The organism is Flavobacterium fructosi, assembly GCF_042787335.1.
GTDB classification, from domain to species: Bacteria; Bacteroidota; Bacteroidia; order Flavobacteriales; family Flavobacteriaceae; genus Flavobacterium; species Flavobacterium fructosi.
This window is the reverse complement of sequence record NZ_JBHZQA010000001.1, coordinates 64,798-90,235: the sequence shown is the minus strand read 5'-3', so window position 1 is coordinate 90,235 and position 25,438 is coordinate 64,798. Positions and strand designations below refer to the sequence as shown.

Sequence of the window (25,438 nt, the reverse complement as noted above, 5' to 3'; positions counted from 1 at the left end):
CTTTTGTTGTGTTTCTTGACTGAACCCTAACTGCTTATAGGGAAAATAAAATCAAGATTTATTTTTTAAAAGAATTCAAGATTAACTCTCGAATTCTTCTTTCAATATTCTCATTACTTCCTGAATTGTTTCCTCTTCAAGATCTGTTCTTCTTACTAAATCTTCCACATCTTGTTTCAAAATACTTTTTGCAGTATCTAAACCAATTTTTGCAAATTCTTCAATAACCCAGCTTTCAATTTCATCTGAAAACTCTGTTAATTCAACATCATCATCATCAGTGGCTGCACCAGCAACATCACCTTCTCTGATAACATCTAATTCATATCCAGTTAACAAACCAGCTAACTTTATGTTATGCCCACCTCTACCAATTGCTTTAGAAACTTCTTCCAGTTTTAAGAACACTTCTGCTCTTTTTGTTTCTTCATTAATTTTGATAGAAGAAACTTTAGCTGGACTTAACGCTCTCGTTATAAACAATTGAATATTACTGGTATAGTTGATAACATCAATATTTTCATTTCCTAATTCACGAACGATGCCGTGAATACGAGAACCTTTCATACCTACACATGCTCCAACTGGGTCAATTCTGTCATCATAAGAATCTACGGCTACTTTTGCTTTTTCACCTGGAATTCTTACCACCTTTTTAACCATAATTAATCCGTCAAAAACCTCAGGAATTTCCTGTTCAAATAATTTTTCTAAAAACTTCTCTGAAGTTCTGGACATAATAATTTGAGGTTTATTCCCTTTCAATTCAACACTTTCAATTATACCTCGAACATTATCTCCTTTGCGGAAAAAATCTGAAGGTATTTGTTTTTCTTTTGGCAAAATGATTTCATTTCCTTCATCATCAACCAAAATTACAACTCTTGGACGTACATGATGCACTTCCGCTGTATAAATATCTCCAATTAAATCTTTAAATTGCTTGTAAAGATTCGTATTATCGTGTTCGTGAATTTTTGAAATTAAGTTTTGGCGTAAAGCTAAAATAGCTCTTCTTCCTAGATCAATTAATTTTACTTCCTCAGAAACTTCTTCGCCAATTTCAAAATCCGCTTCAATTTTTCTTGCTTCAGTCAAAGTAATCTCTTCGTTTTCAAAATCTAGATCCTCGTCAGCAACGATTACTCTTCTTCTCCAAATTTCCATATCTCCTTTATCAGGATTTATAATAATATCGAAATTATCATCTGAACCGTATTTTTTCTTCAATGCATTTCTAAATACATCTTCCAAAATTGCCATAAGCGTTACACGATCAATAAGTTTATCATCTTTAAACTCTGAGAATGAATCGATTAATGCTAAATTTTCCATGCGAATTCTTTAATTAAAATGTTACTGTAACAATTGCTTCTTTTATATCTGCGTAAGGTAATTTAAGTTCTTTTTGAACCGTTTCTTTCCCTTTTCCTAACTTTTTCGGTTCTCTCGCTTTCCACGACAAAATTACAAAATCATCATTAGCTTCTACTAATTCTGCCTCAATAATTTCTGACCCAGTCTTAACAATCAATGTTCTACCAATATTCTTCTTGTATTGACGTACAAATTTTAGAGCCGAACCAACTCCTACCGAAGCTACTTCTAAAGAAAAATCTTGTTCTTCCCTATCAATATTACTCTCTATTGCACGACTAAGGTCTATACAATCTTGTAAAACTACTCCATTATCGCCATCTATGGTCACAATTACCTTAAAAGCATCTGTAATAATTAAGTCAACTAGAAAAACCGAAGGCTTCTCTAAAAGGGCTTCCGCCAGCACTGTATTTACTTTTTCTTTAAATGTCATATTTTTTATAAAAAGAGGGGACACTTAGTCCCCTCATTATCTAGATTTTAATAAATAACGGTGCAAATATAGTGTTTTTTTTTATAAAAATAAATAATCAATTGCTGTTAAAATATTTCTTATCTTTATTAAGTCATAAAATAATAGTTTTTTTCCGATAATTTAAACATTTTACTTATGAAACGAATTTTAGTACCAACTGATTTTTCCAAACACGCAGAAGATGCTTTAAAGCTAGCAGCCCAAATCGCAAAAAAAACCAAATGTGAAATTTTCTTATTGCACATGTTGGAATTACCTGGTCAAATGAGCGATGCAATTTCAGGCGGTAGTGGTATCCCCGAAGTTATGTTGTTTATCAAAAAAGCAAACGAAACGCTGCAAAAAGTCAAGGAAAGCACATTATTGGACGGGATTTCGGTAACTGAAACGGTTCAATTTGAAAGAGCTTCACACGGTATATTATCATTCAGCAAAAAAAACAAAATCGATTTGATTATCATGGGCTCCCATGGATCTTCAGGAGTTGAAGAAATACTCATTGGCTCCAATACCGAAAAAGTGGTACGCCTTTCTGAGATTCCTGTTTTAGTCATTAAAAAAGATCCCGGAAAATTTGAAGCTAAGAATTTCGTCTTTGCCTCTGACTTCTCTCAGGAAATAAAAAAACCTTTTAAAAAAATGATTGAATTTACCAAGAATTTTGATGCAAATCTATTTTTAGTAATGATATGCACCCCTAATAGCTTCAAAACTACTATTGCCGCAGAAAAAATCATGAATGATTTTACCAAAGATTTTGACATAAAAAACTACTCTATGCACATTTTCAACGATGCAAATATTGAAAAAGGAATACTCAATTTTGCTAATTCTACTAATGCTGATTTAATCGGGCTCTGCACACATGGAAGAACTGGATTGGCGCATTTTTTTAACGGAAGTATTAGTGAAGACCTCGTAAATCATACTGTCAAACCCGTAATCACCTTCAAAATTTAGTTTTTTTTCAAAAAAAGGAAAAACCTAAAATACCTATACAATAAAAAAGCCTCTCAAAAAATGAGAGGCTTTTGTTGGTCTACAAGGACTCGAACCTTGAACGACTGCACCAAAAACAGTTGTGTTACCATTACACCATAGACCAATTCCAGTGCTGTTAAGCGAGTGCAAATTTAATACAAATTTTAAGCTACACAAATTTTTTAATGCGTTTTTTTCAAAAAATTTTCATTCTCTTCAACTCCAATCGAATATTATTTTAAAAACAACTAAAAACCAATCGATTACCAAAGTCTATTTTTTTTTTGAAAATTTTGTTAATGCTCGCATCATTCGACAAAAAAACATTTTCTTTGTAACTCAAAAAATTTAACTAAAATTTTAGTCTAAAATATGGTAACATTCAATTTCAATAAATGGAATACGATTATAGGTTGGTTTACATTTGTAATAGCATTAGTAACTTATACACTAACTGTTGAGCCTACCATGAGTTTTTGGGATTGTGGAGAATATATTGCAACTGCCGCCAAACTAGAGGTAGGACATCCACCGGGAGCTCCTTTATTCCAAATGATTGGAGCCTTTTTCGCCATGTTTGCCACGGATGATAAACATATTGCATTAATGGTCAACATGATGTCCGTTTTTTCAAGTGCCTTTACCATCTTATTTATGTATTGGTCTTCCACAATGGTTTTGAAAAAGCTAATTGCTAGATTTTCTGAAATAAACAAAGACAATGCGATCGTTATTCTTGGAAGTTCATTTGTAGGAGCGTTAGCCTATACATTCTCCGATAGTTTTTGGTTTAACGCAGTAGAAGCCGAAGTTTATGCTATGGCTTCTTTATTTATTTCCTTACTTTTTTGGCTGGGATTGCGTTGGGAACAAGACATGGATACGCCAAGAGGAAATAAATGGTTACTAATCATTTCTCTAGTTGTTGGACTTTCGTTTGGAGTTCACTTTATGGCTTTATTAACTATACCTGCTATAGGTTTTCTTTATTTTTTTAAACATTATAAAGAAGTTACTGTCAAAAATTTTATAATTGCCAATATTGTCGTTATTGCCATCTTATTATTTATCTTCAAGTTATTGCTCCCGTTGACTATGGCTTTCTTTGCAAAGACAGAAGTTTTCATGGTGAATGAATTAGGAATGCCATTTAATTCCGGAAGTATTTTTGTGGCACTACTTTTTATCGCTTTCTTTTACTTTGGTTTAAAATATACCAAGCAAAAAGGTTTGATCTTTTACAACACTATCATTCTTTGTATTTTGTTTATTTTAATTGGGTTCTCCACTTGGATGATGTTACCAATCAGAGCAAATGCCAATACCGTAATTAACGAAAATAAACCATCGGATGCAGCAGAAGTTCTGGCGTATTACAACAGAGAACAATATGGTGTAAATCCATTGTTTTACGGGCCTCAATACACGGAAACCTTTACTGGCCTTGACAAAGAACATCCTTACTTAGACAAAGCACCTAACTACGAAAGAGATTTAAAAACCGGTAAATACATTATTACAAATAATTTTAAAAATGCCGAGCAAAATAGTGACGACCATCAAAAAACTATTTTACCTCGAATGTGGAGTACCGAGCATGTAGCGAATTACATGAATTTCACCAGTCCTCCTGTATTCAAAATCAATCCGGATTATCCTTATGAGGATGATTTATCAAAATATGGTATTGATCCAAGCAAATTAACTGAAGAGGAATACAATAAAGCCATTGCACAGTTAAAAAATGAAGTTGAAAAAACGGTAAATGAATTCAGACAAGCGTATGCCCAAAAACAAATTGACAATGACGGTTATGTTTCTTTTCTAAAAAGTTACGGAGATTATTTAATTATTGAAAAACCAACAACTGTTGATAATTTAAGCTTCATGTTCGAATATCAATTTGGGTATATGTATTGGAGATATTTGATGTGGAATTTTGTTGGACGTCAAAGTGATGTGCAAGGAAAATACGATAATTTAGACGGAAATTGGATCAGTGGAATTAAATTCATTGATAATTTACATGTAGGTTCGCAAGATAATTTACCATCAGATGTACTAAATAATAAAGGTCGAAATGTATATTTCTTTTTACCATTTATACTTGGGCTAATCGGTTTGATGTATCATGCCAATAAAGATTTAAAGAGCTTTTATGTTTTACTTGCACTGTTCCTATTTACTGGAATTGCGTTAAAAATTTATTTGAACGAAAGGCCTTTCGAACCTCGTGAAAGAGATTATGCCTTAGTCGGATCGTTCTATGTATTTGCCATATGGATAGGATTTGGCGTCTATGCGCTCTACGAAAGTGCCCAGAAATACTTAGCGCCTAAAATTGCTGGCCCCTTACTTATTGCAGCGAGTTTATTAGCAGCTCCTGTCTTGATGGCTTCTCAAAACTGGGACGATCATGACCGTTCTAATAGATATACAGCGGTAGCAATGGCAAAAGCCTATTTAAAGTCTTGCGATAAGGATGCCATATTATTTACTATTGGCGATAATGATACCTTCCCTTTATGGTATGCCCAAGAAATAGAAAAGATAAGGACAGACGTAAAAATCGTAAACACGAGTCTTTTTATGACGGATTGGTATATTGATCAAATGAAAACTAAAACATATGAATCTGATCCCCTACCTATTTCCTTTACACACGACCAATATGTGGGCGACAAACTGGACTATGTAGCTCATATCCCAAAAGTGGAAAGCAGATGGGAAATAAAGGATTTTATCACGTTTATTAAAAATCCGAAATCTACTGTTGAAATGCAGAATGGGCAGACAATCCATTTTTATCCGACAAATAAAATTAGAATTCCTGTTGACAAAAACAGGATCATCAAGAACAAAGTTGTTTCAGCTAAATACAATGATTCTATTGTTCCTTACATAGATATTGACATAAAAGGAAATGCATTGTATAAAAACAGGCTAATGATGCTTGATATCGTTGCTAATAACAACTGGAAAAGACCAATCTATTTCAGCGGTGGAGCATTTGACAACGAAGATTACATATGGATGAAAGAATATCTTCAGCTAGACGGAATGGTTTATAAATTAGTTCCTATTAGAACGAAACTAAAAAAAGACGATGGACAAATGGACATGGGTCAAATTGACTCGGATAAAATGTACGCCAATGTTATGAAATGGGATTGGGGAAATAGTGATAGCCTCACCATATATCATGATCCTGAAACTAGAAGAAACAGTATCACTTATAGAATGAATCTTGCCCGATTGATGGATCAGTTAATTGCCGAAGGAAAGAAAGACAAAGCTAAAAACATCATCAATTTAGCCATGACCAAAATGCCATTGGATAAATTTGGATATTATTCACTAGTTGAACCATTTCCAAAAGGATATTATGCTATTGGCGAAAAAGCAAAAGCGCAACAACTTCTCGAAAAATTAATATCGAAATACAAAGAAAACCTTAATTACTACGGCAACTTGAGCGCATCTGAGCAAACAAGTATTGCAATTGACATTATAACTGATATCGAACGCTATAGAGGTTTGCTACAAGTAATGAAAGAAAGTGGAGACACCGCATTTTACAATCAGAACAGAACCTCTTTCAATACCTATATTAAAATGTTCGAACGTTTTGGTCGTGAGAAAGAGTAAATTCAAGTAAATATCATAATTATAAATTATAGCGATATTGAAAAATGTCGCTATTTTTTTTTACTTTTAAAATAAAAAAGATGAACTTTCTTTGGGTAAAAACGAATTGGACTATAAAGAAATTGTTTTCAAGCTATGTTTGGAATATACCCAATACTGCAAATAAAATATACCTAACGTTTGACGATGGGCCCATACCTGAAATTACCGAATGGGTTTTAGAAGAATTAAAAAAACACAAGGTTAAAGCAACTTTTTTCTGTATTGGAGATAATATTGAGAAACATCCCGAAATATTCGAAAAAGTAATTGGTGAAGGCCATACTATTGGAAATCACACTTTCAATCATTTGAATGGTTGGAAAACAGTAACCGAATCGTACATCAAAAATTTCCAACGATGCGAGGACACTATTCGAAAATTTGCAATCAACGATCTTATTTGTAAAATATTTCGTCCACCATATGGCAAAATAACAAGATCACAAGCAAAAACGATACAACAATCAGGTTATAAAATAATAATGTGGGATGTTCTAAGTGTAGATTTTGATTCCGCTTTATCTCGCGAAAAATGCTTAGAAAATGTACTTTCCAATGTAAGATCTGGGAGTATAATTGTTTTTCATGACAGCATAAAAGCCTTCAAAAACCTTGAATATGTACTACCCAAAACCTTAATATACTTAAAAGAAAATAATTTTGTCTGTGAAGTTTTAAAATAGCCGTAACAAAGAACTACAACTGCTCTTGAACAAGATTAATGATCGTATTGGCATCTAACTCCCCAGATTGTCTCCAGATCATTAAGCCTTCTTTATAAATCATCAACGTAGGAAGTCCTTTTATACGTAAAGCTTCTGCTAATTCCTGATTTTTATCCACATCAATTTTTATGACCTTTGCTTTATCGCCAAGAGCAGCCGCAACATCTCTGATTACAGGGTGCATCGAAACTGATGATTCATTCCAATCCGTATAAAAGTCAATCAACACAGGTATTTGTGCGTTTATAAGTTCTCCAAATTTTGACATAAAACCAAAAATTTAATTTTCTAAATTTACTAAAAAGAGATAATTATTATACAAATGTAACAATTTTAACGAATTAAGCTATCGCCTTACCCTTTTTTAGTTCAATGACGGTAATTTCAGGCATAATTCCTACTCTTCCCGGATACGCATGAAAGCCAAACCCTCTATTTACATAAACATATCTTCCTACATTCTCATACAAACCGGCCCATTGCGTATAAACGTATTGCGCCAAACTCCATTTGAAATAACCTGGAATTTCTATTCCAAATTGCATTCCATGTGTATGTCCGGATAAGGTAAGATGGAAGTTCTTATCGTGATTTTTGATTTCATAATCCCAATGGCTTGGATCGTGACTCATTAAAATTTTAAAATCCTCTTTATTTAATTGCTCAGAAGCTTTATTAATATCACCCGCTTTTTTAAAATTTTGTCCCCAATTCTCGACTCCAACTAATGCAATTTTATCGGTTCCTTTTTCAATAAAAGTATGCTCATTCAACATTAATTTGAAACCAATTTGTCCGTAAAGATTTTTTATGTCTTGAAAATTTTTCTCTTTGGCTGCCTCTGAAGGCCACGTCACATATTCGCCATAATCATGATTCCCTAAAACCGAATATTTACCATACTCATGTTTTTTGATTCGGTTAAAAGTTTCTATCCAAGGATGCATTTCCTTCGCATCTGTGTTGACAATATCACCGGTAAACAAAATCATATCCGAATTCTGTTCGTTAACTAAATCTATAGCATAATTTATCTTCTCGGGATTGTCAAAACTTCCGCTGTGAACATCCGATATTTGAGTAATGGTAAAGCCATCAAAAGCATCCGGCAGATCAGGAAAAAATACCTGCTGTCTGATAACCTTATAATTGTATTTACCCACCGTGACTCCATATATTAAAGACAAAAAAGGAACTGCCGCTAATGCTAATCCAACCTGACTTACAAATTTTCTTCTTGAAGCAAAAAAAGTGGTTTTATCATTATTCTCAATAAAATAATTCACTGAACCAGCTCCCACTCTAAAAACATCTTCTCCAAGTAATACAAGAGCCAAAACCATTTTAGGCACGTATACTAGAAGCACCAAACCCATAGTAAACATGGTTTGCTTCGTTTGACCCACTGAACGGTCAAATTGCATGAACGAATAAATAATAAATATAAAAAGCAGAAAACTAATAATTTGATAAGAGACCAAAACCCATTTCAATTTTATTAAAGTTCGTAATGCCTGAAATGTATAAAGCTCAATAACAACGAGGACAATACATAATAAAAGTATTCGAAGAATCATTTCTATAAAATTTTACACAAAATAACAAATTAAGAAAACAGTATGCGTTTTTATTAATCTAAATTTAACTAAAATTACACCAAATAAATATAAAACGGCTTTTTTATAAAAAAAGCTGATAAATTACTTTATCAGCTTTCCTTAAATTAAAACTATTGTTTTTCTAACTACCTTTTATAACCACTTTTCAGTTTAGGTTAGTAAAATAAAAGTATCAATTATTTTTTTGCTTTTGTAGCTTCCATTTTAGCCGGTTCCGCTTTCGTAATTTTAGCTGCTTTCTCTGCTTTTTTTGCTGCTCTAACTTCTTTCGCAGGAGTTGTTTTTGCAGGCGCCGTTTGCGCATTTACCATAACTGTTGTTCCTAAAACCATTGCAACTAACATCAATACTTTTTTCATGATTGTGATTTTTTTATTACTAATTTGTTTTTATTTATAGATCAAATGTAGTGTCACTAAATGAAGATTGAATGAAGATTTAGTGGTGCAAAAAACTTTAACTATTTATTAAGTTTTTCCTTATTTCCGAATCGCAACAGGAATGTTGTTCCTTCGTTTGGCTCTGAAGTAACTTCTATAATTATATGGTGAAAAATCGCAATACTTTCAGCAATGGCAAGTCCTAAACCGTGTCCATCCTCAGTAGAATTAATTCTTGTAAAACGATTAAATATTTGCTCAATCTGATTTTCTGTCATTCCAATTCCAGTATCCGAAATAGATAAGAAATAATTAGAATGAGAAAACCCATCAACAATAGTAACAATTCCATTGCTTTTATTGTATTTAATAGCATTTACTGTTAAATTATACAAAAGAATATGAATTAGCGTTTTATTCCCAACAAACTCATAGTTATGATGGATATCGATGTTTACAATTATTCCTTTTTCATCAATACGATCTTGCAAATCCTCATGCAAATCCTCAACTATTTCCCGTAAATTTATAACCTCGTTAGATTCGTACTGATGGTTCTCTATTCTTGAGATGAGTAATAAATTATTAATTACTTTTTTCAGCATATCGAGTGTTTTCAAAGATCCCGCGATTTTATCAACTGCGTTATCATCTAATGAATCATTTTGTAGGAGGTTTTCAAATTTATTTTTAAGCAAAGCTATTGGTGTCAAAAGCTCGTGAGAAACATTGGCAATGAACTGTTTTTCTTTTTTAAAAAGGTCACTGATTCTATTCATCATTTGGTTTAAAACTACATCTAACTCTTGAAAATCTGAAGAATGTGAAGTGATAGGAGTATGATCAAAAGTATCGGGTTCATTTATACGACGAATTTTTGTATCAATAATTTTATAAAATGGTTTCAAGAGATATTCTATGTAAAACGTATCTATCAAAAATGTAACAATTATCGTACTCAATAATACAATTAAAACAAAAAGCTTAATGATAAAAGTCAGTTCCTCGATTTCACTTAGACTACTCCCAATTTCAAGTTGATATCGCATTTTGCCGTAAAGAAATTGATAATGCAAAATCCTATAATCATCTTGCTCTCCCTCAATAATTCTAGACTCATTAATAAAAACCGTCTTATCTAGTTCTGAATTTTGAGGCAATCTGGATAATTGTAGAAATTCACTATGCAATGTGGAAAAACTAGCATAAGTTTCAGTGGTATCTTTTCTAATGATAAAATCGTTAATTTCTTCCTTATCTAAATGTTCTATAAATTTTTGCTTTTTTTCCAGTAAACTTCTATTGATATGCTTGTAAATTACTCGTTCTACTAAAACAGGAAGCATTAACCATAAGATCAGAATTACTAATAATCTAGTTATAGCATTGAAAATGGTTAACTGGTGTTTAATTTTCACTCCTAAATATTTAATCGTTTATTCTGTATCCTACACTCCTCACAGTCTCAAACCATTCTATGACCGCATGTTTATCTAATTTTTTCCTGAGATTACGCACATGAACATCAATAAAATTTGAATCAGAATTAACTTCTAAAATATCTCCCCAAATATGTTCAGTTAATTGCAATCTGGTAATAACTCGGTTTTTATTTAATACTAAATATTGAAAAATATCATATTCCTTCTTAGTAAGTTTAATTGGAATTCCACCATAATGCAATTTGTAATCTTGCAACTGCAAACTAAAACCATGAATATCCAGATTATTGGCCGTAAAACCATGAATCCGTCTAATAATTGCAAATAAACGAGCACCTAATTCTGTCAGAGCAAAAGGTTTCGTGAGATAATCATCTGCACCAAGCTGCAATCCGTTTATTCGATCTTCTAGTTCTCCACGAGCAGTAATGATAACAACGGCAATCTTTGACTGTGTTTTCCGAACAGATTTTAACACCTCAAAGCCACTACCATCAGGCAAACCTAGATCTAACAACATAATATCATAATCATTACTACAAATTTCGTCTAATGCTGTTTCGCAATTTTTAGAAATTCTGCAAACATATCCGCTAAACGAAAGATAATCTTTCAACTCAATGGCTAATTCAGGATTGTCTTCAACAATAAGAATATTCATAAATAATTGTATTATAATACTATTCAAAGTAACAAAATAATCCGAATGCAATTGTCTTAATAATTTAAAAAAAAACTCAAAATTGGTATAAAAAAAACTGATAAATAATTTTACCAGCTTTTTCATAATTAACCATTCTGTTTTGCAGACTTAGACATAAACCTTTTTTTATTTCTTTTGAAAGCAAAATAGAAACATCAGTTATTTTTTTTCTTTAGAACTCTCCATGGCTGGAGCCGCTACCTTTTTAGCTGCTTTGATTTTTTTGTGTTTTGGGTGTTTTACCAATTTCACTTCTTTAACCGGAACGGTTTTTGCTGGAAGTGTTCTAGCATTTACCATAACACTTGTTCCTAATAATACTGCAACTAACATCAATACTTTTTTCATGATTTCTAAATTTAATATTAATAATTTGTTATTTATAGATCAAATGTACTAGTGATAAATGAAGATAAAATGAAGATTTACTTTCATAGAAAAGTTTAACTTATTATTAAGTTTTGTAAAATATCCGTGAGCTACTTTTTTTTTGAAATAAAAGTCAGATTGAATTATCAAAAAAAAAAAAATGTCTTAATAAAAAAATGGTTGCCAAATAATATATTGACAACCAAAATAAAATTAAAACGACTAACAAAATAATACGATTCAATTATAAATTTTAAATAAATTAATTAACAACTAAATTCAAAGAAACTGTCAGCACATTCCCAGTTCCCGAAAACCTTGAAACCCAAGCTTCAAGATAATCATTAGTTGACATATCTACTTTTGTCAAAATAGTTCCACTATCAATATCACTTAAATTCACACCGCAATACACTTTAGACTGGTTGATGACAACCCCATTTTTAGCAACATAAAAAATGAATACTCCGTCCGTGGCAACTGATGACTGAAAAGAAAATATAGCGGCGGCAAGAAAATATCTTCTTTTTGATCCTTTATATATTAATTTATTATTCGTAGCTCCATCGGCAAATCTGTATAGAGTACCTGAAGTAGTTGTACCTGCTAATTTTACAGGAGTATTTAAACCTGTAATTGTTGTAGACGCTCCGGAACCAACATCATAATTAAAATTTACATCTCCTGAAGCGACGGCATCACCCTCAACAGGAATCCCTGAACTTCGCACATTCCATCGATCATTAAAAGAAAAACCCTTATAACTCCCAATTGTGTATCCTTTTACATATCCACTGGTATTTGTCCCTGTAAAAACTACCATTTCAAGTAGTGCATCGCCAGTTATTGTTGGATTTGAAGAAACGTCTAATCCGACACTAGTTCCATTCACTTCCGTGAAACCTCCACCTTTTTGAATTAATCCAAAAGTTCCTTGCAGTGTTTCGTAAGTCCCTGAATTATTCCCGAACCATCCAGCATTAGAAATCAATAATTTACTTACATCCTTATAAATAATTCCAGTTGTATTTGCTGTGTATTGAACAATACTAACAAAAACTAAGGAAAATCCATCAATTACACCAACACTCGAAGAACTAGCAACAATCGCATCTCTAAAAACTAAATTTTGCGTGCCGCCTCCGGTAATATTAAATACTTTTCCTGCCGCGGCTGTTAAAGTCAGCACTCTTACTGATCCACCAGTTGTACCTGTAAAAAGATCGCCAGACGCTTTAACTAACTTGTCCTCACTACTATCCTGACCAATAAGATACGCGTTATTTAATTCTATTGGAAAATCAAGATTAATTGTCCCGTTAATTTCATACAATGTACCAGTATCCAAAAGATATTTACTTCCGCCTCCTGCGGTTTTTTCTGCTGCTAAAACAGTTGCCAAAACATCAGTAGATTTTACACGTTTAAATTTAATCCTTCCATAGTTACCATCACTGTTAAGTTTATTCCAAGTCGAAAGACTATTGTCATAATGAAAAAACGATTTCAAATTTGTGTCATACACCATCAATCCGTCCGCCGGGGACACAATACCCATTCTTTCTACAGTAGTCATCCTAGGCGTTAGAAGTCCTTGAGTTGAAGATGTTAAGTCTAGAATCGAACTCGCATTTGGAGTAGTCGTTCCAATACCCACTTGGCCAAACATATTTGTCGTTATTATCATGAAAAATAAGAGACAGGCCTGCAATACCTTTTTTGTAGAGTAATTTTTTTTCATAATAAACGATTAAATAAAAGAACCGAAATCGGCATCCGAAATTTTAATGCAAAAATAAGAATTACATCGACTAAATACACATTTAATCGATGTAATTCTTATTATTTTTTAAAATACATTTAATTTCTTACAAATAAGAATTACTAATTTGTACAATAAATCATTAACTATATTTTTCTTATAAATAAACGATATCAATGATTTTCAATTAAATAATTTTAAATTTATTTAGACCTGCTTTTTTGCAATAGTCGTGTTTAAAAAAGTAACTGCAAAATAAGAATAAGGAAGAAATATTTCAATCTGTCACTCCTTTATCTGACAAGTTTTGTACTTTTGAAAACTTTACAAAATCACAATCATGTCACAACAAAAACGCCTTTTCCTTCTTGATGCTTATGCTTTAATCTTTCGCGGTTATTACGCTTTTATAAAAAACCCCCGAATTAACTCGAAAGGAATGGATACATCCGCCATTATGGGATTCATGAATTCATTGATGGATGTAATAAAAAGAGAAAAACCAGATCATTTAGCAGTTGCTTTTGATAATGGAGGCAGCCAATTACGAAATGACATATTCCCTGAATACAAAGCCCATCGTGATGCAACGCCAGAGGCAATAAAAATTGCTATTCCGTATATTCAAGATTTATTAAAAGCCATGCATATTCCCATTATTGAAGTTAAGGGTTATGAAGCCGATGATTTAATTGGAACCATTGCAAAACAGGCGGAAAAGCAGAACTACACAGTTTTTATGGTAACCCCCGACAAAGATTTTGCACAGTTGGTTTCTGAAAACATATTTATGTACAAACCCGCAAGAATGGGTAATGGAATTGAAATATGGGGTATACCGGAAGTATTGGCAAAATTTGAAATCGAAAGACCTGATCAAGTAATTGATTTTCTTGGGATGATGGGCGATACAGCAGATAATATTCCCGGATTGCCTGGCGTAGGCGAAGTTACCGCTAAAAAATTATTAAAGGAATTTGGCACCATGGAAAACCTTTTAGCTAATACAGACAAGCTAAAAGGAAAAATGAAAGAAAACATTGAGGCCAATAAAGAGAAAGGTTTATTATCTAAAACTTTGGCAACCATATTACTGGATTGTCCTGTAGTTTTTGATGAAACGGATTATGAATTATCAACTCCTGATGTAGAAAAAACAGATGCACTTTTCAATGAACTGGAATTCCGAAGAATGGCGGAACAATTTGACGCGATATTTAAAAAGGGTGGAACAGCAACAACAAGTGGCACGGTGGACGATGCAAAATTATATAAAAAGCCTCAACCAAAAAACGAGGAACAATTCAATCTTTTTGGCAGCACTATTCCCGATGACACATCAGAAGAAACACGTCATCAGTTTTATAATACATTAGAAAACACGGAGCATTCCTATCAGATAATTAAAGGTGATTTAGGAATTAAATTACTGCTTAAAAATTTGCTAAGCCAATCATCCGTTTGTTTTGATACGGAAACTACCGGACTTGATGCCTTGCATGCCGAATTAGTTGGAATTTCATTTTCCTATGAAAAAGGAAAAGGATTCTATGTTCCGTTTCCTGAAAACCAAGCAGAAGCACAAACTTTAATTGAGAAATTTATTCCGTTTTTTGAAAATGAAAACATCGAGAAAATTGGACAGAATTTAAAATATGATTTGAAAATTCTTTCTAACTACAATGTTACCGTAAAAGGAAAACTATTTGACACTATGATTGCGCATTACCTGATCAATCCGGATATGCGTCATAATATGGATATTTTATCCGAGACATATTTAAAATATTCTCCTCAATCTATTGAAGCTTTAATTGGAAAAAAAGGAAAGAACCAGAAATCAATGCGAGATATTGAACTGGAAGAAATCAAAGAATATGCCGTTGAAGATGCCGATGTCACATTGCAACTCAAGGAAATATTCACCCTGGAATTAGATAAAACGGGCACCAAAAAACTATTTGAAGACATTGAAATTCCATTAGTGAAAGTTTTGGCTGATATGGAAAAAGAAGGAATTCGGGTTGACGTTGACTTCCTAAAATCCCTTTCCAAAACACTAGATGACGATATTAAAATATTAGAAGCAAACATATTTGAAACTGCTGGCGAGACATTTAATTTGGCTTCGCCAAAACAGCTCGGTGACATTTTGTTTGATAAATTAAAAATTGGAAGACTTAAACAAAAGAAAACCAAAACAGGTCAATATGCTACAGGCGAAGAAATATTAAGTTATTTAGCAGCTGAAAATCCTATTGTAAAAGATATTCTGGATTGGCGACAATTGGTTAAGTTACAAAACACCTATGTGGAGGCTTTACCCAATCAAGTAGATAAGATTACGAATCGCATTCATACTGATTATATGCAAACCGTAGCAGCAACCGGACGTTTGAGTTCCAATAATCCGAATTTGCAAAATATTCCAATTCGTACGGAAAGAGGAAGACAAATTAGAAAAGCATTTGTAGCCCGAGATGAAAACTACACAATCGTTTCTGCCGATTATTCCCAAATAGAGCTCCGAATTATTGCGGCTTTAAGCGGTGAGGAAAATATGATAAAAGCGTTCCAGAATCATGAAGATATTCATAAATCTACGGCTTCAAAAGTGTTCAATGTTCCTTTGGAAGAAGTAACACGAGAACAACGTAGTCATGCGAAAACGGTGAATTTTGGAATTATATACGGAGTTTCTGCCTTCGGACTTAGTAATCAAACCTCACTTTCACGTTCTGAAAGTAAAGATTTAATTGACGCTTATTACAAAACGTATCCAAGACTGAAATCATACATACACGAGCAAGTAGAATTTGCAAGAGAGAATGGCTATGTTCAAACTATTCTTGGACGTCGTCGTTATTTAAAAGACATAAATTCCCAAAATGCAATTGTTCGAGGAGGTGCGGAACGAAATGCTACAAATGCGCCAATTCAGGGAAGCGCAGCGGATATCATCAAAATTGCGATGATCAATATTCATGAAAAATTAATTTCGGGTAATTGGAAAAGTAAAATGCTTTTGCAAGTTCATGATGAGCTTGTTTTTGATGTTCACAATAGTGAATTAGAAAAAATAAAACCAATGATAAAACACGAAATGGAAAATGCCTTTAAGCTTGATGTACCTTTGGATGTCGATTTAGGAGCGGGGAAAGATTGGCTGGAAGCGCATTAATATTTGAGTATTGTAACGTCCTAAAACAAGCTTAACTCTATAGCCAACTTGTTTTAGGATAATTCAATATTTAAAAAACATACACAATTCCAACCCCTAACATTTGTTTTAGTTGTGCTTTGGGCCCTTGGGTAACCTGAGTGCCATCCACTTCTTTTTTAGATTTTATATCGTCATCATAAACGATACGGGTGCCAATATTTGCTTTTACATATTGGTTTACAACCAAATCTAATAATAATTCGCAGTCCACATCGATATTCCCAAAATTATTGATGTAATCAGAATATAAACTTAATCGGTTTTCCAGATTGATATTTTTAAAAATTTCCTTCTTATAAAAACTGGTCATCAAAAAACCAAGTTCCGTTTTAGTTCTTTTCCCTTTCGTAATTAAAACGCCATTTGCATCATAAACGGCTTTAGTAACACCAAAAGCCCCTTGATTAGCCAGTCTTTGATCTAAAACTAAGGTTTTCTTAAATGTAAAAGGCGAAATATAAAACGTTCTCTTCTTTTCCTTATTTATATTTTCAGCTCCTACTCCTAAGAAAATATATGCAGGCGCAAATGGTTTTGATATGGCAATTTCTGTATTTGGATACGAGTAACCATTTGTAAACTGAGAGTTAAAATTAAACTTAGCCGAATGATACCAATTGGAAAGGGTATCTTGTCTGTAGCCAAATGTAGAATTAAATTGTAAGGCATCATCTGTTTTTCTGACTTCAATTCCGTCTTGTTTATTTAGGCCATAGCGAACAATAAGTTCATTTGACCATTTATAATTTTCTCTTGTATATACTTTTGAAAAATCTCCTTTTACCAAACCTGATATAGAACTTGTACCACCCGCACTCCAATTAACAAAGGCAATTTCAGAGATATAAAAGCCTAAAGTGTGTTTTTTTATCCAATGAGATAAAGGAATAAATGATCTTGTTGGTTGTATATCTAATGCCACTGTTAATGGTTCATCTGCAGTTACTTTTACAAGCGTTGTTACAGGCATAAGTTCCAGTATTATTGTCACTTGGGAAAAACTATTTGTGGCGATTGAGAATATAAATAAAAGAAGAGTGTAGGGCAGTAATTTCATTATGAGGCGGTTAAATTTAAGGGTGCAAAATAATTATTTTAATAATTTGAAAAAAGTATTTCTAGACTTTTAACGTCAATTTTGCAGTATTGTTGTAGTTCATCAACAGTTCCTTGTTCGATAAATTCATCCGGAATACCCAATATTTTTATTTTTGAAGTGTAATTATGTGAACAAGCAAACTCCACAATAGCACCACCAAACCCACCTTTAATAACACCGTCCTCTATTGTGATTACGGTTTCGAATTTTGCAAAAATAACATGTAACAAACTTTCATCTAATGGTTTGACAAAAGAAAAATCATAGTGCGCAATTGTTTCTGGATGCTGCATCTTGGCTATTGCCAAAGTAACATTGTTCCCAGTAGTCCCATTAGATAGAACAGCTACTTTCGATCCTTTCTGGAGACAAATAGCCTTGCCAATTTCTATTTTGTCATATTTTCCAAAATTTTTAGACTGCCAATCGGCAACCACACCACGACCACGAGGATATCTAATAAAAATAGGGTTATTTACTCCTAATTGTGCGGTATATAAAATATTTTGCAATCCAATTTCATTCAACGGGGAATAAATAATAATATTTGGAATGCAGCGCAAATAAGCTAAATCAAAAACCCCGTGATGCGTTGCACCATCTTCTCCCACTAATCCTGCCCTGTCCAAACAAAAAATAACGGGTAAATTTTGCAAAGCTACATCGTGTATGACTTGGTCGTAGGCTCTTTGCAAAAAAGTGGAATAGATATTACAAAAAACAACCATGCCTTGCGTCGCCATTCCTGCGGCTAATGTAACGGCGTGTTGTTCTGCAATTCCCACATCAAAAGCGCGTTTCGGTAGTGCGTCCATCATGAATTTGAGAGAACTTCCCGAAGGCATTGCAGGTGTGATTCCTATAATTTTTTTATTTTTTTTAGCCAAATCCAATACGGTCAAACCAAAAACATCCTGATATTTTGGAGGTAAATTCTCTTCGGATTTTATATGAATTTCACCCGTAATTGCGTCAAATTTCCCTGGAGCATGATATTTAACCTGATTTTCTTCCGCTTGTTGCAGTCCTTTGCCTTTGGTGGTAATGATATGAAGAAATTTTGGTCCTTTTACTTTTTGCAAACGTTTCAGTTCTTTGATAACGGCAAAGATGTCATGACCGTTGATAGGACCCGAATAATCAAAATTCAATGATTTGATCATGTTATTTTGCCTTGGGTTTTTTCCTTCTTTTACGGCAGTAAGATACTTTTTTAATGCACCAACACTTGGATCAATACCGATGGCGTTATCGTTAAGAATGACCAATAAATTAGTATTCGTAACTCCGGCATGATTTAATCCTTCAAAAGCCATTCCTGATGCGATAGAGGCATCTCCAATCACCGCAATATGTTGTTTATCGTAATCGCCTTTCAAATTAGAAGCAATTGCCATTCCTAACGCTGCTGAAATTGAAGTAGAAGAATGTCCTACGCCAAAAGCATCGTAAATACTTTCACTCCTTTTTGGGAAACCAGAAATACCACCGAGTTGCCTGTTAGTATGAAAATTTTCTCTTCTGCCCGTGAGTATTTTATGTCCGTAAGCCTGATGGCCTACGTCCCAAATCAATAAATCGTTTGGAGTGTCAAAAACATAATGCAAAGCAATAGTAAGTTCTACAACGCCTAAACTGGCTCCGAGGTGTCCTTCTTTAACAGATACAATATCGATAATAAAATTACGTAATTCCTGAGCAACTTGTGGAAGTTGGGCTTCGTCGAGCAGGCGTAAATCGGTTGGGTTATTTATGTTTGAAAGTAAATTATCTGACATAAAGCAAATGTACGAATTGAATTCTTATTTTTGTCGTTATGATAAATCCTTTCACCGACGAATATTTTATGAAAAAAGCTTTGCAGGAAGCAGAAATGGCTTTTGACAAAGATGAAATTCCTGTTGGTGCCATAATCGTAATTGATAATAAAGTCATTGCCAGAGGTCATAATTTAACTGAATTACTCAACGATGTTACAGCTCATGCCGAAATGCAATCCATCACTGCAGCAGCTAATTATCTTGGAGGGAAATATTTAATAGGATGCACCCTTTACGTAACACTGGAACCTTGCCAGATGTGTGCCGGCGCTTTGTATTGGAGTCAGATTTCAAAAATTGTTTTTGGTACTACCGATGAAAATCGCGGTTTTACAAAAATGGGAACACAATTGCATCCTAAAACTACTGTTGTTTCTGGAGTTCTTGCAAATGAAGCGTCGGAGCTAATGAAGCGATTTTTTGCTGCGAAAAGAAAATAAGTCTATTAACCCCAAATCCCTAGCCCAGATTACTTCACTTAATGTTTGTTTTCATAGGAGCTCAGTGAAGTTTGTTTGAAGTGAAAATCCTTTTATCCCAATTTTTAGAGATAAAAGATTATAACGCATAGCTGGAAATAGCTCCTAAAAAAAAAGACATAAAAAAACCGCCAATCTTGCGAAAGGCGGTTTTGATTTATTCAATAATAGCATTTTCCTTTTTATCGTAAAAATGATATTCTAAGTACGTGTAAGCGTCACGAGGTATGATTTTCACCCACTTTTTATGTTCAAGAAACCATTTTGAACGTAATGATGGAAAACCTTTGGTAAGGTATGCGGCCACAAATGGATGTACATTAAGTACCACTTCTTTGTGATTTTTTAAAAATCTTTCTAAATCGGAAGCAATTTTATCAATGATTAATATTGGCGCTTCAATTTCGCCATTTTCATTGTTTGGATCTTCTTCTCTAGTTTTAATATTTACTTCTGGTCTTACCCTCTGTCTTGTAATCTGGACTAATCCAAATTTGCTCGGAGGTAAGATTTTATGTTTTGCTTTATCATCGCTCATTTCTTCCCTTAGGAACTCGAACAAAACTTTACGATTTTCTGGATTAGACATATCGATAAAATCAACTACAATGATACCACCCATATCACGAAGACGTAATTGTCTAGCGATTTCGGCAGCAGCGATCATATTTACTTCCATTGCGGTGTCTTCCTGATTAGTGGCCTTATTAGAACGGTTTCCGCTGTTTACGTCTATAACGTGTAAAGCTTCAGTGTGTTCGATAATAAGATAAGCCCCTTTACTCATGGAAACTGTTTTCCCAAAGGATGTTTTGATTTGTCTCTCTATGTTGTATTTCTCAAAAATAGGCGTGTCATTTGATTGATAAAACTTAACAATTGATTGTTTTGAAGGTGCAATTTCTTGCAAATAATCCTTCGTTTGGTTGTACAACTCTTCATCATCAATTTGAATACCACTAAAGGTATCATTAAACACGTCTCTTAATATCGAAGAGGCTCTGTTGAGTTCTCCTAATACTTTTGACGGATGATGAGCAGTCGGTAATTTTTTACACATTGCAGTCCATCTGCTAAGCAGGTTCTGCAAATCTTTTTCTAATTCGGCTGTATTTTTGCCTTCGGCTACTGTGCGAACAATAACACCAAATCCTTTTGGCTTGATGGATTGTACTAATCGTTTCAAACGGTCTTTTTCTTTTTTGTCTTCTATTTTTTGTGAAATAGAAACGCGGTCAGAAAAGGGAACCAGAACAATAAAACGTCCGGCAAGAGAAAGCTCTGCGCTAATTCTAGGTCCTTTGGTAGATATTGGTTCTTTGACGACTTGTACTAAAACAGATTGATTGGCACTTAATACATCCGTAATAGTACCATCTTTGTCTATTTCTTTTTCAAACTGAAAGTTTTTTAGGGAGAAATCTTTTAATTTACCTGCGCTTACAAGTTTTATGAATTTCAATTGGGAAGCTAAATTTGGTCCTAAGTCATGATAATGTAAAAAGGCATCTTTTTCGAAGCCTACATTTACAAAAGCAGCGTTAAGTCCGGCAACTGGTTTTCGTATTTTGGCAATAAAAATATCGCCTACTTGAAAGTTGCTTTTTTCTTCCTGTTTGTGTAATTCAATTAGTTTTCCATCTTTTAATAAGGCAAAATCTACGGCTTCAGAACTGGATCGGATGATTAATTCTTTATTCACGCTGTAAATTTTTTATCTATTCGCCAAAGCGAACAAATGGATTAAACAATATTTTAACAGGTATTGAACCCGGGGAAAATTAGCTGGCAGCTTGCAGTGTTGCGTTTGCAGTTAACTGCATACTAAAACCTGAATACTGATTACTAACTTTCGATTTCAATGAACTTTTAAAAAGAAAAAAGTAGTTTAAAACTACTTTTTCTTTTTGTGACGGTTAGCTCTCGCTCTTTTTTTACGTTTGTGAGTCGCTACCTTATGTCTCTTTCTTTTTTTACCGCTTGGCATATCTTGAAGATTTTATGATTAATTAATTATGTTATTTTGCTTCGTTATTTATTTTCACTCCTTCAACAAAAACTTTTGCCGGTTTAAATGCAGGAATATTGTGTGCAGGAATTTTTATTGTTGTATTTTTTGAGATATTTCTACCCGTTTTTTCTGCTCTAGTTTTTACAATAAAACTTCCAAAACCTCTTAAATAAACATTATCTCCAGTTTCTAATGAGTTTTTTACTTCATTCATAAAAGTCTCTACAGTTGCCTGAACATCTCCTTTTTCAAGACCTAGTTTTTCTGAAATTTTTGCTACGATATCTGCTTTCGTCATTTTCTTTCCTATTTTATTATGTTGTACTATTTTTTTGAGTTTGCAAATATAGGAATTTAAAAAACAAATATTCAAGCTAATTCATTAAATTTTAATCACATAAACTTTTACTTTTGCAGTCTAATATATAAAGATGAATTTTTCTAACGTGCTGATAAAGTGGTATTTACAAAATAAACGTGATTTACCATGGAGAAATACCACCAATCCATACCCAATTTGGCTCTCCGAAATCATGTTGCAACAGACGCGAGTGGCACAAGGAATGCCCTATTTTTTATCTTTTACAACCGCTTTTCCTACTGTTTTTGATTTAGCTACAGCCAATGAAGAACAGGTTTTGAAACTATGGCAAGGATTAGGGTATTATTCCAGAGCCCGTAACTTGCATAAAACGGCTCAATATGTGGCCTCAGATTTAGGGGGAATATTTCCGGATAACTACGCTGATTTATTAAAATTAAAGGGGATTGGGGAATATACCGCTGCGGCCATTGCATCTTTTTCCTATAATGAAGCGGTTCCGGTTGTTGATGGGAATGTATTTCGGGTTTTGTCTCGTTATTTTGATATTGAAACAGATATTGCTCAGGCTTCCGCCAAAAAAGAATTCGCTGCTTTGGCTTTCGAATTAATGCCAAAAGACAATCCGGCAACATTCAATCAGGCCATTATGGAGTTTGGTGCTTTGCAATGTGTGCCTAAAAGTCCCAATTGTGGTATTTGCGTTTTTAACGAAAGTTGCACCGCATTGCAAAAAAAGAAAGTCGATCAATTACCTGTAAAGTCGAAAAAGGTAAAAGTTCGCAACCGATACTTTAATTATCTTGTGGTTGCAGATGAAAATGACAACACCATAATTCAAAAACGAACCGATAAAGGGATATGGCATAATCTATATGAATTCCCTTTGATCGAAACAGAAAAAGAAGAAGACTTTAATTTTATTACGGGGCAAATACAATCTGATTATTTTAAAGAAAATATTATTATGAGCATTCTAGAAGACAACGATAAAAGTATCATCCATAAACTCTCACACCAGCATTTGCATATCAAATTTTGGAAAGTCAACCTAAACGGAAGTATTGAAAACGGAATAAATAAAGCCCTTTTAAGAACATTCCCCTTCCCTATTGTGATTTATAATTTTATAGAAAAGGAATAAAATAAGATTGCAAAATAATGTATCTTTGATTGAAATAGGATTTTAATATCATGAATGGAACTTTAAATAAGGTTATGCTAATAGGGCATTTGGGTGATGAAGTCAAAATGCATTATTTTGACGGAGGCAACTGTATCGGTAGGTTTCAATTAGCCACCAATGAAATTTACATTAATAAAACTACTAATGAAAAGATCACTTCAACAGAGTGGCATAATTTAGTGGTACGCAATAAAGCGGCTGAACTTTGTGAAAAATACCTTTCCAAAGGTGACAAAATATATGTTGAAGGACGATTAAAATCCCGTCAGTGGCAAGCTGAGGATGGATCTACTAAATATACGACCGAAATTCAAGTTACAGAGTTTACTTTTTTGTCTACGAAGAAGGATAACGATAGCAACAAACAAATTCAAAGTTCGGAATCCACAAAAAACACTAACTTTGACCCAGAAAAAAACGATTTACCTATCAATGATTTACCGTTTTGATTGTTTAACTAATCTTATTTAATTTGGACCCAGAGCCCAGTTTATTCTTTTCCTATACCATTGATACTGATTTAGTATTTGGTTTTATTGGGATATTTGCTTTATTATTTTGTTCTGCTTTAGTTTCAGGAGCAGAAGTAGCCTTATTTTCATTGTCACAAAAAGACATCGACATAACACTACAAGAAAATGTTTCCAAAGGAAAAATCATAGCAGAACTTCTGGAAAAACCAAAAAAACTGTTAGCCACACTTCTCGTCGCTAATAATTTCATCAACATTGGCGTTGTAATCCTGTTTTCATTTGTTGGAAAAAATTTATTTGCCGCTGTAACTTCACCCGTTTTAAAATTCATTCTCGAAGTAATCGTCGTTACCTTTTTATTGTTGTTATTTGGCGAAGTTTTACCAAAAGTGTATGCGAGCAGAAACAACATCAAGTTTGCCAAGCTGATTGCCTATCCTACTGCAGCCCTTGATAAATTACTTTCGCCTTTAAGTTTGCCAATGCGAGCAGCAACTATATATTTGCATAACAAATTGGGAAAACAAAAGACAAATTTTTCAGTAAATCAATTGTCACAAGCACTAGAGCTTACCGACTCGGACGAAACCTCATCTGAAGAGCAAAAAATATTAGAAGGAATTGTGAGTTTTGGGAATACAGACACCAAACAAGTAATGAGTCCTAGAATAGATATTTTCGCTTTAGAAATAGAAGAATCTTTTGCTGTTATTTGTCCCAAAATTATAGAAAAAGGATATTCGAGAATTCCTGTTTACCGCGATAATATTGACCAGATTGAAGGCGTTTTGTTTGTCAAAGATTTATTACCGTATATAAACACCAATGAATTTGACTGGAAGACCTTATTAAGAGAACCATTTTTTGTTCCGGAAAATAAAAAACTGGACAATTTGCTGAAAGATTTTCAAAGTATGAAAAGCCATTTGGCTATTGTTGTTGATGAATACGGAGGAACTTCCGGTTTGGTTTCTCTTGAAGATGTAATCGAAGAAATTGTGGGGGACATCAGTGATGAATTTGATGATGAAAGCCTCAATTTTTCTCAGATTGATGATAAAAATTATATTTTTGAAGGAAAAACAAACCTCAAAGATTTCTATAGAATTATTGCCGTTGAGGAAGAGTTATTCGAAATTAAAAAAGGAGAAGCGGAGACATTAGCCGGATTTATTCTTGAGATTTTAGGAAATTTTCCCAAAAAAGATCAGAAAATCTCTTTTGAAAACTGCCAATTTACGGTAGAAGCGGTTGATAAAAAAAGAATTAAACAAATAAAAGTAACGATTGAATAATTAA

General features: G+C 33.4%; 21 protein-coding genes and 1 tRNA gene. 8 read left to right on the top strand and 14 right to left on the bottom strand.

Features of this window, described 5'->3' with window-relative positions; all coding sequences use genetic code 11:
• Window positions 1-81: 81 nt before the first annotated feature.
• Window positions 82-1,335 (bottom strand): transcription termination factor NusA, encoded by a 1,254-nt coding sequence (gene nusA, locus ACFX5D_RS00435; protein WP_073204480.1) that lies wholly within the window; start codon window positions 1,333-1,335, stop codon window positions 82-84.
• A 13-nt stretch (window positions 1,336-1,348) separates the two neighbouring features.
• The gene (rimP, locus tag ACFX5D_RS00430) at window positions 1,349-1,813 is read right to left on the bottom strand and encodes a ribosome assembly cofactor RimP (RefSeq protein WP_379849201.1); all 465 of its coding nucleotides are present in this window, start codon (window positions 1,811-1,813) and stop codon (window positions 1,349-1,351) included.
• A 177-nt stretch (window positions 1,814-1,990) separates the two neighbouring features.
• Between rimP and ACFX5D_RS00425 the strand changes: the two genes are divergently transcribed.
• Window positions 1,991-2,815 (top strand): universal stress protein, encoded by an 825-nt coding sequence (locus ACFX5D_RS00425; RefSeq protein WP_379856314.1) that lies wholly within the window; start codon window positions 1,991-1,993, stop codon window positions 2,813-2,815.
• Between the two features lie 74 nt (window positions 2,816-2,889).
• Here the strand turns inward: ACFX5D_RS00425 and ACFX5D_RS00420 are convergent.
• Window positions 2,890-2,960, bottom strand: a tRNA-Gln gene (locus tag ACFX5D_RS00420).
• A gap of 248 nt (window positions 2,961-3,208) precedes the next feature.
• On the opposite strand from ACFX5D_RS00420, the gene ACFX5D_RS00415 reads away from it, so the two are divergent.
• Window positions 3,209-6,484 carry a glycosyltransferase family 117 protein gene (locus ACFX5D_RS00415; RefSeq protein WP_379856313.1) on the top strand — a complete coding sequence of 1,092 codons (3,276 nt, stop codon included), beginning with the start codon at window positions 3,209-3,211 and terminating at the stop codon, window positions 6,482-6,484.
• 80 nt (window positions 6,485-6,564) lie between these two features.
• Window positions 6,565-7,209 carry a polysaccharide deacetylase family protein gene (locus ACFX5D_RS00410; protein WP_379856312.1) on the top strand — a complete coding sequence of 215 codons (645 nt, stop codon included), beginning with the start codon at window positions 6,565-6,567 and terminating at the stop codon, window positions 7,207-7,209.
• A gap of 13 nt (window positions 7,210-7,222) precedes the next feature.
• Here ACFX5D_RS00410 and ACFX5D_RS00405 read toward each other — a convergent pair whose 3' ends face one another.
• The 7 genes from ACFX5D_RS00405 to ACFX5D_RS00375 all read right to left on the bottom strand — a co-directional run bounded on the left by ACFX5D_RS00405 (window position 7,223) and on the right by ACFX5D_RS00375 (window position 13,505).
• A complete protein-coding gene (locus tag ACFX5D_RS00405) occupies window positions 7,223-7,519 on the bottom strand; it encodes a thioredoxin family protein (protein ID WP_073204514.1) in 297 nt (98 codons plus the stop codon).
• Window positions 7,520-7,592: 73 nt separating this feature from the next.
• On the bottom strand, window positions 7,593-8,828 hold the full coding sequence (locus ACFX5D_RS00400; protein WP_379856310.1) for a metallophosphoesterase: 1,236 nt from the start codon (window positions 8,826-8,828) through the stop codon (window positions 7,593-7,595).
• A 218-nt stretch (window positions 8,829-9,046) separates the two neighbouring features.
• On the bottom strand, window positions 9,047-9,229 hold the full coding sequence (locus ACFX5D_RS00395; protein ID WP_379849181.1) for a hypothetical protein: 183 nt from the start codon (window positions 9,227-9,229) through the stop codon (window positions 9,047-9,049).
• A 101-nt stretch (window positions 9,230-9,330) separates the two neighbouring features.
• Window positions 9,331-10,668, bottom strand: a complete 1,338-nt coding sequence (locus tag ACFX5D_RS00390) for a sensor histidine kinase (protein ID WP_379856309.1) — start codon at window positions 10,666-10,668, stop codon at window positions 9,331-9,333.
• 10 nt (window positions 10,669-10,678) lie between these two features.
• Window positions 10,679-11,353, bottom strand: coding sequence for a response regulator transcription factor (locus ACFX5D_RS00385; RefSeq protein WP_379856308.1), 675 nt, complete (start codon window positions 11,351-11,353; stop codon window positions 10,679-10,681).
• 201 nt (window positions 11,354-11,554) lie between these two features.
• Complete coding sequence (locus ACFX5D_RS00380; protein WP_379856306.1) at window positions 11,555-11,743, bottom strand: hypothetical protein; 189 nt, start codon at window positions 11,741-11,743, stop codon at window positions 11,555-11,557.
• A 283-nt stretch (window positions 11,744-12,026) separates the two neighbouring features.
• Window positions 12,027-13,505, bottom strand: coding sequence for a hypothetical protein (locus ACFX5D_RS00375; protein ID WP_379856305.1), 1,479 nt, complete (start codon window positions 13,503-13,505; stop codon window positions 12,027-12,029).
• Between the two features lie 361 nt (window positions 13,506-13,866).
• Between ACFX5D_RS00375 and polA the strand changes: the two genes are divergently transcribed.
• On the top strand, window positions 13,867-16,707 hold the full coding sequence (gene polA, locus ACFX5D_RS00370) for a DNA polymerase I (RefSeq protein ID WP_379856303.1): 2,841 nt from the start codon (window positions 13,867-13,869) through the stop codon (window positions 16,705-16,707).
• A 70-nt stretch (window positions 16,708-16,777) separates the two neighbouring features.
• Here the strand turns inward: polA and ACFX5D_RS00365 are convergent, their stop codons facing one another.
• A complete protein-coding gene (locus ACFX5D_RS00365) occupies window positions 16,778-17,806 on the bottom strand; it encodes a DUF3078 domain-containing protein (RefSeq protein WP_379856302.1) in 1,029 nt (342 codons plus the stop codon).
• A 38-nt stretch (window positions 17,807-17,844) separates the two neighbouring features.
• Window positions 17,845-19,626: a 1-deoxy-D-xylulose-5-phosphate synthase gene (locus ACFX5D_RS00360; RefSeq protein ID WP_379856301.1), complete on the bottom strand. Its 1,782-nt coding sequence runs from the start codon at window positions 19,624-19,626 to the stop codon at window positions 17,845-17,847.
• 38 nt (window positions 19,627-19,664) lie between these two features.
• On the opposite strand from ACFX5D_RS00360, the gene ACFX5D_RS00355 reads away from it, so the two are divergent.
• Window positions 19,665-20,108, top strand: coding sequence for a nucleoside deaminase (locus ACFX5D_RS00355; RefSeq protein WP_379856300.1), 444 nt, complete (start codon window positions 19,665-19,667; stop codon window positions 20,106-20,108).
• A gap of 196 nt (window positions 20,109-20,304) precedes the next feature.
• On the opposite strand, the gene ACFX5D_RS00350 is transcribed toward ACFX5D_RS00355, so the two are convergent.
• Window positions 20,305-21,849: an Rne/Rng family ribonuclease gene (locus ACFX5D_RS00350; protein WP_379856299.1), complete on the bottom strand. Its 1,545-nt coding sequence runs from the start codon at window positions 21,847-21,849 to the stop codon at window positions 20,305-20,307.
• Window positions 21,850-22,165: 316 nt separating this feature from the next.
• Window positions 22,166-22,468 carry an HU family DNA-binding protein gene (locus ACFX5D_RS00345; protein WP_465254609.1) on the bottom strand — a complete coding sequence of 101 codons (303 nt, stop codon included), beginning with the start codon at window positions 22,466-22,468 and terminating at the stop codon, window positions 22,166-22,168.
• A 121-nt stretch (window positions 22,469-22,589) separates the two neighbouring features.
• Here ACFX5D_RS00345 and mutY point away from each other — a divergent pair, with 121 nt between their 5' ends.
• From mutY to ACFX5D_RS00330, 3 genes are read left to right on the top strand one after another with little or no spacing between them, the layout of a single operon-like run.
• A complete protein-coding gene (gene mutY, locus ACFX5D_RS00340) occupies window positions 22,590-23,624 on the top strand; it encodes an A/G-specific adenine glycosylase (protein ID WP_379856298.1) in 1,035 nt (344 codons plus the stop codon).
• 50 nt (window positions 23,625-23,674) lie between these two features.
• Window positions 23,675-24,115: a single-stranded DNA-binding protein gene (locus ACFX5D_RS00335; RefSeq protein ID WP_379856297.1), complete on the top strand. Its 441-nt coding sequence runs from the start codon at window positions 23,675-23,677 to the stop codon at window positions 24,113-24,115.
• 23 nt (window positions 24,116-24,138) lie between these two features.
• A complete protein-coding gene (locus tag ACFX5D_RS00330; RefSeq protein ID WP_379856296.1) occupies window positions 24,139-25,434 on the top strand; it encodes a gliding motility-associated protein GldE in 1,296 nt (431 codons plus the stop codon).
• The last annotated feature ends 4 nt before the right edge of the window (window positions 25,435-25,438 follow it).

Bases quoted from the DNA above. Each gene is read 5' to 3' on its own strand.
- nusA (WP_073204480.1), bottom strand. From the start codon at position 1,335: ATGGAAAATTTAGCATTAATCGATTCATTCTCAGAGTTTAAAGATGAT.
- rimP (WP_379849201.1), bottom strand. From the start codon at position 1,813: ATGACATTTAAAGAAAAAGTAAATACAGTGCTGGCGGAAGCCCTTTTA.
- ACFX5D_RS00425 (WP_379856314.1), top strand. From the start codon at position 1,991: ATGAAACGAATTTTAGTACCAACTGATTTTTCCAAACACGCAGAAGAT.
- ACFX5D_RS00415 (WP_379856313.1), top strand. From the start codon at position 3,209: ATGGTAACATTCAATTTCAATAAATGGAATACGATTATAGGTTGGTTT.
- ACFX5D_RS00410 (WP_379856312.1), top strand. From the start codon at position 6,565: ATGAACTTTCTTTGGGTAAAAACGAATTGGACTATAAAGAAATTGTTT.
- ACFX5D_RS00405 (WP_073204514.1), bottom strand. From the start codon at position 7,519: ATGTCAAAATTTGGAGAACTTATAAACGCACAAATACCTGTGTTGATT.
- ACFX5D_RS00400 (WP_379856310.1), bottom strand. From the start codon at position 8,828: ATGATTCTTCGAATACTTTTATTATGTATTGTCCTCGTTGTTATTGAG.
- ACFX5D_RS00395 (WP_379849181.1), bottom strand. From the start codon at position 9,229: ATGAAAAAAGTATTGATGTTAGTTGCAATGGTTTTAGGAACAACAGTT.
- ACFX5D_RS00385 (WP_379856308.1), bottom strand. From the start codon at position 11,353: ATGAATATTCTTATTGTTGAAGACAATCCTGAATTAGCCATTGAGTTG.
- ACFX5D_RS00380 (WP_379856306.1), bottom strand. From the start codon at position 11,743: ATGAAAAAAGTATTGATGTTAGTTGCAGTATTATTAGGAACAAGTGTT.
- ACFX5D_RS00375 (WP_379856305.1), bottom strand. From the start codon at position 13,505: ATGAAAAAAAATTACTCTACAAAAAAGGTATTGCAGGCCTGTCTCTTA.
- polA (WP_379856303.1), top strand. From the start codon at position 13,867: ATGTCACAACAAAAACGCCTTTTCCTTCTTGATGCTTATGCTTTAATC.
- ACFX5D_RS00365 (WP_379856302.1), bottom strand. From the start codon at position 17,806: ATGAAATTACTGCCCTACACTCTTCTTTTATTTATATTCTCAATCGCC.
- ACFX5D_RS00360 (WP_379856301.1), bottom strand. From the start codon at position 19,626: ATGTCAGATAATTTACTTTCAAACATAAATAACCCAACCGATTTACGC.
- ACFX5D_RS00355 (WP_379856300.1), top strand. From the start codon at position 19,665: ATGATAAATCCTTTCACCGACGAATATTTTATGAAAAAAGCTTTGCAG.
- mutY (WP_379856298.1), top strand. From the start codon at position 22,590: ATGAATTTTTCTAACGTGCTGATAAAGTGGTATTTACAAAATAAACGT.
- ACFX5D_RS00335 (WP_379856297.1), top strand. From the start codon at position 23,675: ATGAATGGAACTTTAAATAAGGTTATGCTAATAGGGCATTTGGGTGAT.